Source organism: Aeromonas sp. 160P (genome assembly GCF_055193095.1).
This window is the reverse complement of the sequence record NZ_JBUXKV010000001.1, coordinates 2,949,524-2,964,461: the sequence shown is the minus strand read 5'-3', so window position 1 is coordinate 2,964,461 and position 14,938 is coordinate 2,949,524. Positions and strand designations below refer to the sequence as shown.

Sequence of the window (14,938 nt, the reverse complement as noted above, 5' to 3'; positions counted from 1 at the left end):
CCTCCGGCACAGAGAAGAGTGTGTTGAACTCCAGCAATGCCTGCCACTGAACAGTCGCAACCAGAAAGACGATCCATTCCTGCGACTCAATCATCAGGAGATCTCCGACGTAGCAGGAAAGAGCGCGTTGAACTCCGGCAGCGCCTGCCAGTGGGCACGGAGCATCTCGCTCCCCTGCCCCTGGCGCAGATGGTGGCTGCTCAAGGTGTCGCTCACCTGGCCCTGATGCAGCGCCACGATGCGATCGGCAAAGCGGGCCGCCAGCGCCAGATCGTGGGTGACCCAGAGTATACCGCTGCCCTGATTGGCCAATTCACGCAACTGGCCGAGCAGCAGGCAGGCAAGCCCTTCGTCGAGCCAGGCGGTGATCTCGTCCGCCAGAATGTAGCGGGCGCCACCAAGCGCCGCAGTGCAGGCCAGAATGCGCTTGGCCATGCCGCCGGAGAGCTGGCGCGGATAGTTGTCCAGGGTGGCTGCGGGCAGCTGGTAGCGCAGCAGTTGCTCGCCGAGCCGCTCGCGAGAACCGTTCTGACCACACAGACGCGCCGCGCGCCCCAGCTGGCGCTCCACCGTCAGCAACGGATTGAGGGCGCTCACCCCTTGCGGCACATAACAGAGGGTGTGGCCGCGCAGACGGGCCCGGCTGGCATCGCACAGGGGCGTGCCATCAAGGGAGATGGCGCCGCGCATCCGCAGGTTGTCCGGCAGCAAGGTCAGGGCGCTTTGCAGCAGCAGGCTCTTGCCCTCACCGCTGCCCCCCACCAGCGCCACTATCTCCCCCGGTGCCAGTTGCAGGCTGATATCGGTCAGCAAAGGCTGCCAACTGCGCCGTCCCAGCCACGAGTAGTGGGCCGCCTCTATGGTCACATGGTCAAAACTCAGCATGATTCACTCCTGTGCCACAGCAGCTGCTGCAGGGCGCGGGTAGCCTGATCAAACAGTAAAACCAACGTCAGCAGCATCACCCCGGGGAAAAGAGCCAGCCACCAGCCGCCACCGGCCAGATAACGCAAGGCATCGGCCAGCAACAGGCCAAGGGAAGCCTCATGGGCCGCCAGCCCAAAGCCGAGAAAGCTCAAGGCCGCGCTGTGCAGCACCGCATGGGGAAACATCAACAAGGTGCCGATAAACCACTGGGGCAACAGCCCCGGCAGCAGGTGGGTGCGCCAGCGGCGCAGCGCCCCCATCCCCTGACAGCGGGCCAGCACCACATAGTCGCTGCAGGCGATCCGCCGCGCTTCAGCGCAGAGAATGAGCGCCAGCTTGGGCCAGTGGGTCAGCGCCACCGCCAGGATCACTCCGCGCATGCCGCCCCCCACGGTAAAGCAGATCAGGATCAGCAGCAGCATATGGGGCAGCGCCAGCATGGCATCGATCAGCAGCCGCACCGCCACATCGCATCTGGGATGAATGAGCGAGACGCTTGCCGCCACCATGGCCAGCAGCCCGCTGCACAGCGCCGTGCTGATCCCCAGCTCCAGACTGGTGAGGGTGCTCTGAAAAGCTCGCAGCCAGAGATCCCGCCCCATCTGATCGGTGCCAAACCAGTGGACCAGCGAGGGGGGCTGCTGGCGCGCCAGCAGATCCATCGGCACATCCTGATGAGAGAGGGTCCAGCCGTAGGCGGCCAGCAGCGCCAATCCGATCAGGGCCACGGCTAGGCGCACTATGGAGGGAAGCGGATTAAACAGCATGCTCACCCTCCCAACCCAGATTGATGCGCGCCAGCAGCAAACTGGCCACTGTGTTGCCAATAAAGACCAGCAGGGTGCAGAAGAGCACTATGCCCATCAGCAAGGGGATATCCCCCCGCAGCCCCGCATCCACGGTGGCTTGCCCGAGCCCCGGATAAGAGAAAACTTTCTCCGCCAACAGCGACCCGCCAATCAGCTCCCCCAGCGATGCAAACTGCAGGCAGATCGCTGGGGTCAGGGCATGGCGCAGCACGTGAAAACGCAGCATGGGCCAGCCGCCATCCCCCTGGGCGCGGGCGTAGCGGATAAAGTCACTCTCCAGCACCTCGGCCACCCGTCCCCGGGTATGCAGGGCAATGTTGCCCACCCCGAGTAGCGCCAGGGTGGTGACCGGCAGCAGCAGATGACGCAATCGCATCAGCCAGTCCACCTCATCGGCTGAGAGCCCCGGCGTCCAGGCGCAGCAGACCGGCAACAGCGGCCAGTGCACCGCAAACAGCGCGAGCAGCAAGAGGCCAACCCAGAAGGTGGGCAAGGAAGCGAGCAGATAGGCAAAGCGGCAGATAAAGCGATCGGGCCAGCGGTTGAGATAGCGACCGGCGCAGAGACCCAGCAGGATGCCGAAAAAACCGGAGAGCAACCAGGCGCCCGCCAGCAGCAGGAAGGAGGCGACAAAACGCTGGCCGATCACCTGAGCCACAGGCGCGTTGTAGAGCATGGAGTAACCGAAATCCCCCTGCAGCACTTGGGTAAACCAGTGCCAGTAGCGCAGCCAAAGCGGCTGATCCAGCCCCCAGCGGGCGGCAATGCGGGCGTACTGCTCGGGCGGTACATGGAGCAGATCGTTGCCGATATAGGCCTTGATGGGATCAATGGGGGAGTAGCTCAGCAGCACAAAGGTGGCGACAGAGACCAGACACAACAGCCCTGCCAGACGCAGCAGGGCTTTTACCAAGATGTAACCGGAAGCGCTAACGGGCGAACTTAACGGCACGTCCACCGCCAATCCTGCAGGTTGTTGAGCAGGGACCAGCTACCGTGAATTTCCGGCGCCCCCTTGCCAAGATCGATACAGCTGTTGGCGAGATAAGTGTGCTGCACATTGAGCAGCCAGGCCCAGGCGGCATCCCCCTGCACTCCGGCGCCACTCTTGCCATCCCACTCCACCTGCTGCCAGAACGGCACCGCCGCCTGCCAGTTGGGGGCATCCAGCGCCTGCTTGAGGTGGCCATCCACCACCGGATTGCTGTAGTAGCCCGGGTTGTAGAACTCCACCCCGCCGGAACCACTCTGGTAGTGGTGATAGAGCTCCATGGGATCCAGACTCCCCCACCCCATCAGCACCGGATTGGCGTGCATCTCCCGCTCCACCTGCTCCCAACTGCCGGATTTGAGGCTCACTTCGAGACCGATGGGTTTGAGCATGGCCCTCACCGCTTCCGCCAGATCCCGGCGGGTGCTGTCGCCACTGGTGTACCAGAGGGTAACGGCGGCGCGTAGATCGCCCTTGTGGCGAATGCCATCGTTGCCCATCTTCCAGCCAGCCTCATCGAGCAGGGCGTTGGCATGGGCGGAATCGCCATCCTTAAAGGCGGTGGCTTTATTTAGCCAGGGCAACCCTTCCACCGCGCTATAGGCGGGGATGGCGTGCCCTTCCAGCAGCTGATCGGCCAGCAGCTTGCGGTCGATGGCATAGTTGATGGCGCGGCGCACCGCCACATCGGCGGTCACGTCGTTGCCGATGGGATAACCCTTGGCATCCTTGCCACCCGCAGGCGGAATGGGGAAGACGATGCCACGGTTCTCCACGCTCGGCCGTACCCACAGTTTGAGGGAGGCCGGCACAGTGGGCGCCAGCGACGGGGGAATGCGCACCAGATCGAGCTGGCTGCTCTGGGCGGCGGCATAGGCGCTCTCTTCATCGATAAAGACAAACACCAGCCGTTTGAAATCATTGTTGCCACCGGCGTAATAGGGGTTCGCCTCCACCACCAGTTGCTGACCGGGCAGGAAGCTCACCAGCCGGTAAGGGCCGGCGCCGACAGGCTTTTGAGCGTACGCTTTTGCGTCGTAATCGCGAGCCGAGACAATCCCCAACGATCCCAGCACGTTGACGAAGGTGCTCTGGGGAGCACTCAGGGTGATGGCAACCTCGGTAGGCGATAGCACGTTGGCCGAGACAAAGTTGCCCATGTCGATCTTGCCGCCGCCCTTGGCCGCGCTGTTGTAGGTAAAGGCCACATCCTCGGCGGTGAGCGGTGCGCCATTGGAGAATTTCAGATCGGGCTTGAGAGTAATAAGCCACCCCTTGCCATCCTTGCTCGGGGTCACCGATTGGGTAAGTACATTCTGCCAGCTGAGATCGGCGTTTTGTTTGAGCAACGGGCTGTGCAGCAGCAGATAGCTACCGTGACTCCAGCCCAGCAGAGGGTCAAACCCTTCGGTGGGCTCGGCGCCGATAGCAAGCTTGAGTTCGGCAGGCACAGGTTGGGCGGCGGCCAGCGCGACGTGAGAGCCGGTGCCCAGCAGCAGGGTCAACAGGGTGGCAGCACTGGGGCCGACGTAATGGCGAAGGGGATTGCGAGAAACAGCCATGGGGATCCTTTTTATTGTTCCACTCACTCTTTATCTCTGAAAGAAGAGGTTGAATGCGTGCTGGTAAATGCGAGTGAGGGGCCAAAGTGGCCCCCTATTCTAAACTTGATTTCGCGTGAAACCTAGCGACTATGCCGGTTGGCCGCGCCGGGCACCGAATAGCCGTCTGCGGCCCAGATCCACGCCGCCAGCCCCTTGCTGCACCGGCAAGGAGTGCAGCATCTTGAGGGTGCTGCTCACCAGTGAGCGCCCCTCCCCGGCCCCAAGATGGGGATCGAGCGGCGACATCAGGGAGCAGGCCAGCAACTGACCACTTTCGGGCAATTCACCCACCATAAAGGTCATGTTGCCGCAGGGGAGCTGCAGGGCGAGTCGATCGCTGTTGCTGCGCACCGGCCAAAGCTGCTCCGGCCCCGGCAGCACCACCACGCTCAGCATCCAGGGGGTGAGCACACAGCCGAGCCACTGACCTTCAAACAGCACGCACTCGGCCACTATGGGCATGGCAGCGTGATAGAAGGGCAACGCCTGCATCTCTTCGCGAGCGATCCGCTCGTACTGGGCCACCAGCAAAGGCGCGGGATTGCTGGCAAAGCCAGCAAACTCCTGCACGGCATCAACCTCGCTTAAATGGGACTGCGCCATAGCCCCTCCTGCTCTTGTTTTGCCCGCTCGGCGGCGGAGAGTGTAACGGCAGGGGCGCCAACGCTGGCCAGCAGGGTCAAAATCCGATCCTTGGCCTCCCCCATCGCCGCCGCTACCACAGGGGTGAGGCCGATGCGCGGTTCGAGGGATTCAGGCTCTATGCCAATCAGGGTGAGCCGCTTGGGCGACTCCCCCGTCATGTGCAGCGCCGAGAGCACATCCGCCAGCCCCAGCTGGTGCGGGGAGATCTTGCGGCCAAACAGGGTCGGGATCTCCTCATCCTTCAGGGTCACCACTGTGCCCGGCGGATTACCGCTGCGCACCGCATCCGCCAGAATGATGTGGTCGCGACTGGCCATCGCTTCGAGCAGCTCCATACCGGCGGTGCCGCCGTCCAGCAGTTCGATGCCGGGGGCGAAACGGTATTCGCGCCCCAGCGCCTCGACGATGCGCACACCTACCGCCTCGTCGCTCAGCAGCAGGTTGCCCACTCCCAGGATCAAGGTGTTCATCACAGCACCTTCACCTGAGTCACTTCGCCATTTTGGGTATCCACCACGTGGACCGCGCAGGACATGCAGGGGTCGAACGAGTGGATGGTGCGTACCACCTCCAGCGGTTTGGCCGGATCCGCCACCGGTGTGCCCACCAGCGCCTGCTCGTAGGGGCCGGGCTCGTCATTGAAGTTGCGCGGACCCGAGTTCCAGGTCGACGGCACCACCGCCTGATAGTTGGCGATCTTGCCCTCCTTGATGACGATCCAGTGGGAGAGCATGCCGCGCGGCGCCTCTTCAAAGCCCACCCCGCGAAACTCCTTGTCCGCCGGGATCTCGGCCTTGATGTAGGCGGTGAAATCCCCCTTGCCGATGTTGTCGATCAGCGCCTGCCACTGCTGCGCCAGGGTATCTTTCAGCACGCAGCAACGCACCGCGCGGCCGATGATACGGCCCATGGTGGAGTGCAGCTGTTCGGTCTTGATGGCCGAGCCGGTGAGCGCTTTATAAATGCCGTTCAACTGGTCGAAGTGAGTGACCGTTTCCGGGTGTTTGGCGGCCAGTTTCACCAAGAGATCTGCGAGCGGCCCTACTTCCACCACCTTGCCGTAGAAGGTGGGGGATTTGACCCAGGAGTATTTGCCATCATCCTGCCAGCCGGTGTAGTTGGGCTCGGTTTTGCCCTCCCATGGCTTGAGGGGCTCGTCATCCTTGTACCAGGCGTGCTTGTTGCTCTCGGCGATGCCATCCATCAGCCAGGCATCCTGATGGCTCTCGATGGGGCGATAACCCGCCAGATTGCCATTCTCGATATAGCCGCCCGGCATCAGGAAGCTGCCGCCGTCGGCGTCGGTGGGGAGCTCGGGCACGCTCAGGTAGTGCTTGGCCCCCTGCCCCAGACTCAGCCACTCGGGGTAGTGAGCGGCGATGATGGCGGCATCCACCTTGTAGACCTGCTCGATAAACTCGCCGAGCCGGTCGATAAAGCTCTTCACATAGAGCAGCCGCTCCAGGTTGAGCACGCTCGGTGCATCCAGATTGATCGGGTTGGCAACCCCGCCCACCGCCAGGTTTTGAATGTGTGGGGTCTTGCCACCCAAAATGGCGACGATGCGGTTGGCATCGCGCTGGCACTCCAGTGCCTGCAGGTAGTGAGCCACGGCGATCAGGTTCACCTCCGGGCTCAGCTTCATCTCCTTGTGACCCCAGTAGCCGTTGGCAAAGATGCCGAGCTGGCCACTGGCCACCAGGGCGCGGATCTTGTCTTGCACCTTGGTCAACTCTTCGGCGCTGTTGAGGGACCAGGTAGAGACCCCCTTGAGGATATCCGCCGCTTTTTGTGGATTGGCCTGCAGCGCTGCCGTGATGTCCACCCAGTCCAGCGCGGAGAGCTGGTAGAAGTGGACGATGTGATCGTGGATGTTGTGGGCCGCGATGATGAGGTTGCGGATGAACTGGGCATTGACCGGCACCTTGGCACCGATGGCGTTCTCTACCGCCCGCACCGAGGCGATGGCGTGAATGGAGGTACATACCCCGCAGATCCGCTGCACTATCATCCAGGCATCCCGTGGGTCTTGCCCTTTGACAATCTCCTCCATCCCGCGCCACATGGTGCCGGACGACCAGGCTTTGGTCACGACGCCGCCTTCGATTTCGCAGTCGATACGCAGGTGCCCCTCAATGCGGGTGATGGGGTCTATGGTGATTCGTTGGCTCATACGTTGACTTTCCCTCGGGCCTGATAATCTTGGTGAACACGTTCAAGTGATGGCAGTACCGGCAACAGCCGGATTAACAGCAAATAGGCACACACCTCGATGGCGACGAAGCCAACGGAGATCAGCACCTCCTCCGCGGAGGGGAAGTAGTGGTAGCCATTGCCGGGGTTAAAGGCGAGCAGGGAGTAATCCAGTCGCCAGAGGGCTGCGCCCAGCAGCATGCTGAGGGCCCCCAGAAACAACATGCGCGAATCGCGGCGGCTCTTGTCCCAGTGGAACACCAGCAGCGGGAAGATCATCAGCGCAATCTCGCTCCAGAACATGATGGAGAAGCGGTTGAACTCGGAGAGATAGGCCGACTTGTCATTGATGACGATCTCGGCAAAGCGCAGCGCCACAAACAGGATCAGGAAGATATCGATCACCTGGGTCAGTTTGTAGAAGAGCGACTTCTCGTTGGGGCCACGCCCCGCCAGTCCCGCTTGCACCAAAGAGCCCTCAAACACCACGATGGAAAAGCCCATTATGAAGGCGGTCAGAAGCGAGAAGACCGGCAGCAACTCGTAGCTTTGCCAGAGCGGATGGATCTTCTCCCCCGCCACTATCATCAGGGAGCCCATGGAGGATTGGTGCATGGTTGGCAACAGTGCCCCCAGCGCCAGCACGAAGAACATGATCTTGTTGAGGCGAATAAGTGACGCCTTCCAGCCAAACTTCTCCAACAATACCGGCGCGAACTCCAGCGCCATCACCCCGATATAGATGGTCATGCAGACCGCCGTCTCGAACAGCACCGAGGAGGTGTTGAAGTGACCGGGCAGGTAGAAGTACGGCAGGTTCCAGTAACGCCCCACGTCGATGGTGATGGAGAGACCACCCAGCGAGTAGCCGAACAGGCTAGCCAGCAGGGCCGGTCGCACCAGCGGGTGATACTCGCCGCGGTTGAACACATAGACAGCCCAGGCCAGCGCCCAGCCGCCACAGGCGAAACCGGTGCCGATCAAGAGATCGAACGAGATCCACAGCCCCCAGGGATAACCGCCGTTCAAGTCAGTGACCGAGCCCAGCCCGAAGACGAGACGTTTCAAGATCAACATGCCGCACAGCACGGCAAAAGGGGCCAGCACCAGCACCGGCCAGCTGACCAACTTGCCGCCGAGGGGATGAGCCTTATGGTTACTCATGATCCTTGCCTCCCTTTGTTACACCCTGATCCTTGCTCTGCGCACTCCCCTGATCATGGTCATCGTCATGATGGTGATCGTGACCGTTCTTCTTGGTATTGCGGCGGATCAGCACCGAGAGGCCGGTCAGCACCACCATGGGCAACACCATCCCCTTGTAGAGGGTGTGCTGGATATGCTCGGAGCGGGCACCGGAGGAGAGCTCCGGCAGATCGGGCATGTCGAGCTTGGTGTAGGGCACCCCGGCCAGCACCAGCACCTGAGTGCCGCCCCCCTCCTTCTCGCCATAGACGTAAGGCTGGTAGTTGGGCACTTCGTGCAAGTAAGGGTCGTTGGCGGAGAGTGCCTGGCGCGGATAGGCGTATTCGCTGCCCGGGCTCGCCAGCAGGCGGCGCTTGGCCTCGGCCATCAGCTCCTCACGGGTACCGAAAATCACGGCGCCGGTGGGGCACACCTCGACACAGCCGGGCAACTTGCCCTGATCAATCCGCTCAAGCCCTTTCTGATTGCAGAGCTCGCACTTGTGGATCGCCCCCAGCGGGTTATCGTAGTCATATTTGGGCACATCGAACGGGCAGCCCACCATGCAGTAGCGACAACCGGTGCAGACGCTTGGGTCGTAATGAACGATACCGGTCTTGGGATCTTTGGTAAGGGCCTGCACCGGGCAGACCGAGACGCAGTTGGGATCGACGCAGTGCATGCACTGCTTCTTGATGTAGGCATAGCCATCCACCAGCTGATCCTTGTGCTCACCCGTACCGCTCTTCCACACCTGAATGATGTTGTTGGTGTAGGGGGTCAGCTTGTCGTTGGTGGACCAGGTCTGTGCTCCCTCCGGATTGGACGGGTTGCCATTCAAACGCTGACACTCCGCCACACAGGCTTGACAGCCGACGCAGAGGGTGGAGTCATACAACATGCCGAGCGACCCGGGAATGGGCGGTTTGTTCTTGGCCGCCGCCATGGCACTGCCGGGCACGGCAGCCCCTGCCGCCAGCGCGCTGGCGGAGGCAAATTTGAGGAAATTGCGTCTGTTCACGGTTACTCCTCCCGTGATGGGTGCTGCCCGGCTTCGTGGCGCTTCTGCTGGCGACCGAGTTCACGCACCGTCATCAGACTCACCCCCACCAGCACCCCGAGGGCGCCACCGATCAGGCCAGTCGCGGTGGGCGAGGTATAGCCCCCCTCCTGGATCTTCACATCGGGTTTATCCACCCGCGGGGTCGGGTTCTCTACCTTGGCGAGCTGGAAGATCCCCTTGCTGAAACCGACCCCCTGCTCGTTACAGCCGTAGCAAGGGTGACCGATGCCGACCGGCCAGATGCCGCCGCCCACATCGCAGAACTCCAGGGTCGAACAGTTACCGTAGGTCTCCGGCCCCTTGCAGCCCAGATGGTAGAGACACCAGCCCTGACGGTGGCCCTCATCGCCAAACTCCTTGGCAAAACGGCCTGCATCGAAGTGCGGACGACGCTCGCAGTTCTCATGGATCAGCCGCTCATAGGCAAACAGCGGGCGCTTCTTGCTATCCAGCGCCGGCAGCTTGCCGTAGGTGATGTAGTAGGCAACCGTGGTGAGGAAGTTGTGGGGATTGGGCGGGCAACCCGGGATATTGATGATCGGGGTGCCGATATTGCCGAGGGCCTCTTCCAAACTGACGGCGCCGGTCGGGTTGCTACCGCTGGCAGGCACGCCGCCCCAAGCGGAGCAGGAGCCGATAGCGATAACGGCAGCCGCATCGACGGCCGCACGGCGAATATGGTCGACGATGGGCTCACCGGCCACCATGCAGTAGACGCCGCCATCCTTGAGCGGAATGGAGCCATCCACCACCAGCAGATATTTGCCTTTATAGCGCTTGATGGCGTTGTGCTTGTTCTCTTCCGCCTGATGACCAAAAGCCGCCGAGAGCACCTCGTGGTACTCCAGCGAAATGGTATTGAGGATCAGGTTCTCGATGGTGGGGTGCGTGGCGCGCAGCAGCGACTCGGTACAACCGGTGCACTCCTGCGCCCCAATCCAGATCACCGGCGGCCGCTCGGGGCTGGTGAGCGCGGTGGCCATCTTGGCGACGGCATTCTGACTTAATCCCAGGGTTGCGGCCATCCCGGCACACAATTTCATAAAATCACGGCGATTAATCCCATGAGCCGATAAAAAATTATCCTCGACCATTCTTCTTATTCCCGTAGTGAGCACTTGTTTGGTAAATGCTTAATAGCGGAAATGCTAAGGACTCACCCACCCTGCAGTATTGATCTCTATCAATTTCGACCGGCTTACCCCTATTTTCGAGGCGAGCCACATCACAAATAAAATTATTTACCCCTAAAGAGATACTCGCCGAGCCATAAATTTAATGAATTTAATGAATTTAATTGGATGCCAAATAATTAATCGCACAACGGGACAATCTTTGCCAGATAGTTAAATTAATATGGGCGGTGACTTGGTTTTTTCTTGATTTCACAAGCCGGATACGCCGTCATAAATGTCCTACTGGATATATCTTCATGCACCCATTAGCATATTTTTGTCGTCCACTTTTGTCGCCCCCTTTGCTGGCCCCAATCTGACTGGATGCCTGGCCCCCTTGCCTGATGCGCCTTCACCGGCAGCGCGGATCAGGCTTGCGTCAGGCCATTGTGTACACTTGCAGGCACCCACCACGCTAACAATGGAAAAACAGCCCCTACAACCGCCCTGCTTATCCAATGGGAAAAATTTTCTCAAATGGCGAAATTTACGCACAAAAATGAATGGTGATTCACATTTGATGGTGCTGCCAAAAACGCCAGCACCGCATCATTAACATATTGGCAATGTCGTTATTGTTGATGATTTGTTCGTTAATATACAAGTTACATTGTTAAACAGCGCAATATTTACCTTAACGTCACCTCACGTAATTAACCAACACGTAAATGGACATAAACACACCACGATAATGATAAAAGCTCTTATTCAATGGCCATGCTGGAATATTTATACCTCCCTCATCATGGCAAGATGATAATAGTAGCCACCCGAAGATTCACTCTGACATGACCATAGCATCACTACTATTCTGCAGATGAGTGACGCTCTGATGAGTTCAACTCGACCTTGCCAATGGCCAGCACCGCCAAGCTGACGCGGTAATCAATACCTCCTGCTCGAGCCACCGGGCCTGACGCCTCAGCGCATCCAGCCAGGGGAGCGCTTCCGTTCCCCCTTCATCCTCAGTCAACGGCAGCGCACGCCAGGGGATCTTGCCACTGCCAGCGGTGAAGGATCCCACAGGCCGGGCGTAATGACCCAGATAGGGCTGCAGCTCGCAAGGTAGCCAGAGCAGCGCGGGGCGATCAAGGTCGCGCGCCAGCTCGATGGCGATATCAATACCACGTTGATCGAGATCGCCAAAGTGAGCCCACTGCACCCCCTGCGGCAATAGCGGGATAAACCGTTTGGCAAGGGTGGTATTGCGCCCGGGGGCAAACAGCAGCAGTTGCCCGGGCTGGAGCGGGTAGTCAACAAAGGCGCCCTTGTTCTCCACCGTGATGACCTGATGCCCTTGCCACCAGATGGCCGCCAGAGTGGCCAGCGCCCGCTCAGGCAAGGCCAGCTCACCCAGTAACGTTATCACCGCCGTCATATCCTGCGGTTGACCGTGCTGATCGACCAAGGAGAGCGGATCCAGCGTGCGCAGGCGGATCACCTCATCCTGCGTCAAGGTCATGTTCGCACACTGTGGGTTGGCGTTATCCCCGACGCGCGGATGCTTGCTATCCCCGTGCCAGAGCGCATGAAAGCTGGCCTGATTGAGCCGTGACGGCAACGCTATCCCCAAGCTTTGCAACTGCTCACCCTTGTCCGGTTCGGGGGGCGGTAGCTGCGCCAACTGTCCGATCAGATAAACGCGTCCCACCTCGGTCAGCACATAACGGGCACTGCGACCAACCGGCCTTACCCCGCCCACCGCCTGCAGCAGAGCCTGCAACTCGTGGCCATGCTTGCTATTGAACGAACAACCCTTCCCGTTCTGGCTATCGAGCAGCCGGGCACACAGCTCCTGTACCCGGACTTCATCAAACAGCGACATCCTCACCTCCCCACATGGCTTCATATGACGAAGTAGAGGTGATTTTCCCTGTCATTACCGTGACCGGCTTCGCAAGCGGTTCTCATCAGCCCCACCATGCCCGGCCCGATACTGGTAAACCCGCCACAAACGGCGCAAGCTCACAGAGATGCACATCACATGGCCACCATCTGGCAGGGGTACTGGCCGATACCTTCATTTGGACTTTTAAAAGGGCTGCCCATGACCCAGTCGACAGACAAACCACAACCCTCCTCGTGGCATGTTTCGGATCTTCGCGAACTGGCGCAGTTACTCACCCTGGCCCTGCCCGCCGCAGTACAGATGACCGAAGCTGTGCATCAAGCGATATTGAGCGGCATGGGGTTTAAGGGGCGGGACAAAGGGAAGACAGCGGGGATCACCGGGCTGGTTTACAAGGGGGTGCATGGAGCGGCCAACACTTTGAGCTATGGCATTAATGGGCTGCTGACGCACCTGCCGCCGACCCCGCCGTTGCACCATATTCCCGAGACCCCCAAACGCGCCGCCCTGATCGCCACCCTCAACGGGATAATGGGGGACAAGCTGGTCGAGAGCGACAACGCCCTCGCCACCCCCATGACCCTGCGCTATCAAGGCAAGCCTCTTGATTGGCAGGCTATGCCCGCAGATCTTCCTCCCGAAGGACGGGTACTGTTGATGGTGCATGGCCTGTGCATGAATGATCTGCAGTGGCAAACCCGCGATCAGGACCAGCCCGTCAATCATGGGGAACAGCTGGCGAATACCCTGGGTTATGTGCCGCTCTATCTGCGCTACAACTCGGGGCTGCCCATTGCCCAAAATGGCCAACAGCTGGCCCTGTTGCTGGAACAGTTGACCAGCCACTGGCCGGGGCAACTCAAGGAGATCAGCGTACTGGGCTACAGCATGGGGGGGCTGGTTGCCCGCAGCGCTTGTCATTATGCCAGCCACGGCGATCTCGCCTGGCCCGCACACCTGCGCAACCTGCTCTTTATCGGCACTCCCCACCATGGGGCGCCGCTGGAACATGCAGGCCATTGGCTAGAGCAACTGTTGCCCGCTACAGCCTACACAGACCCCTTTGTCAGGCTGGCAAGGGTGCGCAGCATCGGGATCAAGGATCTGCGCCACGGCAAGGTGATCGAGCCGCTCGCAGCGCCCGACCACCCCACGCACTTGCGGGATCCGCGCACGCCACTACCCCTGCCTGCCGGGGTGAACTGCTTTGCCATCGCGGCCACCACCGCCGCCAAACGCAGTCTGCTGGCAGACAGATTGATTGGCGATGGGCTGGTTCCCTTGCGTAGCGCCCTCGGCCAGCACAACGAGGCTCGCCACCAACTGGCCTTCCCCCCTTCTCATACCATGATTGCCTATCGCACCAGCCATATGGCCCTGCTCGCCAGCCCGCAAGTGGGCCAACAACTGCTACAGTGGCTTACCCCCCATAAGGCATAAGGATCGGCCTACCAACAAGGGGGCGGCGACACTGCTTATTCGTCCGCCATGGGACGACGGTCATGGCATCGTGAATGTGGCAACCGGTGGACGCAACACCGAAAAGTACCATGCCTGCCTGCAGGTCTGCCCACCGCTGTGTCACTGAGGTGGATGAATTTTCGACGACCTGGTATATCGTCGCCACCAGCGAAAACTGTCTATTAATACAACAGAGTGCTGGCCCAGAGCGGGCGCCTGTGGCAGGCTGGGTTGTCGAAGGACAGACCACCATGACACCTTATGTGTCCCCATAGCAAAGGAGCGCCACCGATGGCCAAAGTGAACAAAAAAGAGATCAAGAAGAAGATCGCCGCACGTCTTGAGAAAATTGCCAAACATGAAGGCAAGATCAAGAAACTGAAAAAGGCCCTGAAATAGCGGCTTGAACATACCTCAATAAGAAAAACCGCCAGCTTGAAGTGAGCCCGATATGTTGGCCACCTTAAGCTGGCGGTTTTGCACATCAGCGGCCTGGGTTAACCAGGTTGCGGCTACCACCCAACACCCCGGTTCAACCCGATTTTCCTGCTTTTTGATCTAACGGCGCCATTCGGGCGCCGCGTATGGCCTTGCCAGCAGCTACCTTCAACAGAGTGTTTGATATGAGCCAGCAGTGGAGCGCCATATGTACTCTTACACCCTCACCTTCAAAGAAGATGTCGATCGCCTGACCACCCCGGAGCAGGATATCACCCTGCAGAGCCCCGCCATGACGGGCGACTTTATTATCCTCTCCGACGGTAGCCGTCATCAGGTGATGTTCGTCACCCATCGCTCCCACTACAGCAGCCTCTATCTTGATAAAGGGGTCAGAATACCGCAGGGGTAACCACATAGATCCGGTCGGCCTCGTCAATAATGACCGCTCCCTCGGCGCCACAGGTACTGGCTGCCTTCACAAAGGGCTCGTATAAATTCCGCCATGTCACCCACAACAGGCGTTTTGTGATATGGCGCTGATCCTGCGGGAATAATCGGGAATGATCTCGGGATCCGTGCTTAATTTAAAGCAGTT

At 60.1% G+C, this 14,938-nt stretch carries 13 protein-coding genes; 2 read left to right on the top strand and 11 right to left on the bottom strand.

Features of this window, described 5'->3' with window-relative positions:
* Positions 1-93 precede the first annotated feature (93 nt).
* The 11 genes from ACY8FN_RS13875 to ACY8FN_RS13825 form a co-directional block, all read right to left on the bottom strand.
* Entirely contained in the window at positions 94-885 is a 792-nt protein-coding gene (locus tag ACY8FN_RS13875; RefSeq protein WP_463100338.1) for an ATP-binding cassette domain-containing protein, read from the bottom strand.
* Positions 879-1,694, bottom strand: coding sequence for an ABC transporter permease (locus ACY8FN_RS13870; RefSeq protein WP_463100337.1), 816 nt, complete (start codon positions 1,692-1,694; stop codon positions 879-881). The genes ACY8FN_RS13875 and ACY8FN_RS13870 overlap by 7 nt, the downstream gene beginning before the upstream one ends.
* Positions 1,684-2,694, bottom strand: a complete 1,011-nt coding sequence (locus tag ACY8FN_RS13865; protein ID WP_463100336.1) for an ABC transporter permease — start codon at positions 2,692-2,694, stop codon at positions 1,684-1,686. Before ACY8FN_RS13865 ends, ACY8FN_RS13870 begins: the two co-directional genes overlap by 11 nt.
* Complete coding sequence (locus tag ACY8FN_RS13860) at positions 2,679-4,289, bottom strand: ABC transporter substrate-binding protein (protein WP_463100335.1); 1,611 nt, start codon at positions 4,287-4,289, stop codon at positions 2,679-2,681. Before ACY8FN_RS13860 ends, ACY8FN_RS13865 begins: the two co-directional genes overlap by 16 nt.
* 129 nt (positions 4,290-4,418) lie before the next feature.
* Positions 4,419-4,934: a hydrogenase-2 assembly chaperone gene (gene hybE, locus ACY8FN_RS13855; protein ID WP_463100334.1), complete on the bottom strand. Its 516-nt coding sequence runs from the start codon at positions 4,932-4,934 to the stop codon at positions 4,419-4,421.
* Positions 4,916-5,446: a HyaD/HybD family hydrogenase maturation endopeptidase gene (locus ACY8FN_RS13850; RefSeq protein ID WP_463100333.1), complete on the bottom strand. Its 531-nt coding sequence runs from the start codon at positions 5,444-5,446 to the stop codon at positions 4,916-4,918. The genes hybE and ACY8FN_RS13850 overlap by 19 nt, the downstream gene beginning before the upstream one ends.
* A complete protein-coding gene (gene hybC / locus ACY8FN_RS13845) occupies positions 5,446-7,149 on the bottom strand; it encodes a hydrogenase 2 large subunit (RefSeq protein ID WP_463100332.1) in 1,704 nt (567 codons plus the stop codon). The genes ACY8FN_RS13850 and hybC overlap by 1 nt, the downstream gene beginning before the upstream one ends.
* On the bottom strand, positions 7,146-8,333 hold the full coding sequence (gene hybB, locus ACY8FN_RS13840; RefSeq protein WP_098969364.1) for a Ni/Fe-hydrogenase cytochrome b subunit: 1,188 nt from the start codon (positions 8,331-8,333) through the stop codon (positions 7,146-7,148). The genes hybC and hybB overlap by 4 nt, the downstream gene beginning before the upstream one ends.
* Positions 8,326-9,375 carry a hydrogenase 2 operon protein HybA gene (gene hybA, locus ACY8FN_RS13835; protein WP_463100331.1) on the bottom strand — a complete coding sequence of 350 codons (1,050 nt, stop codon included), beginning with the start codon at positions 9,373-9,375 and terminating at the stop codon, positions 8,326-8,328. Before hybA ends, hybB begins: the two co-directional genes overlap by 8 nt.
* 2 nt (positions 9,376-9,377) lie before the next feature.
* Complete coding sequence (gene hybO, locus ACY8FN_RS13830) at positions 9,378-10,511, bottom strand: hydrogenase 2 small subunit (RefSeq protein WP_068978527.1); 1,134 nt, start codon at positions 10,509-10,511, stop codon at positions 9,378-9,380.
* A 919-nt stretch (positions 10,512-11,430) separates the two neighbouring features.
* Positions 11,431-12,417: a Wadjet anti-phage system protein JetD domain-containing protein gene (locus ACY8FN_RS13825; protein ID WP_463100330.1), complete on the bottom strand. Its 987-nt coding sequence runs from the start codon at positions 12,415-12,417 to the stop codon at positions 11,431-11,433.
* Positions 12,418-12,639: 222 nt separating this feature from the next.
* On the opposite strand from ACY8FN_RS13825, the gene ACY8FN_RS13820 reads away from it, so the two are divergent.
* Positions 12,640-13,881 (top strand): lipase family alpha/beta hydrolase, encoded by a 1,242-nt coding sequence (locus tag ACY8FN_RS13820; protein WP_463100329.1) that lies wholly within the window; start codon positions 12,640-12,642, stop codon positions 13,879-13,881.
* A gap of 667 nt (positions 13,882-14,548) precedes the next feature.
* Positions 14,549-14,752, top strand: a complete 204-nt coding sequence (locus ACY8FN_RS13815; RefSeq protein ID WP_463100328.1) for a hypothetical protein — start codon at positions 14,549-14,551, stop codon at positions 14,750-14,752.
* Positions 14,753-14,938: the final 186 nt, after the last annotated feature.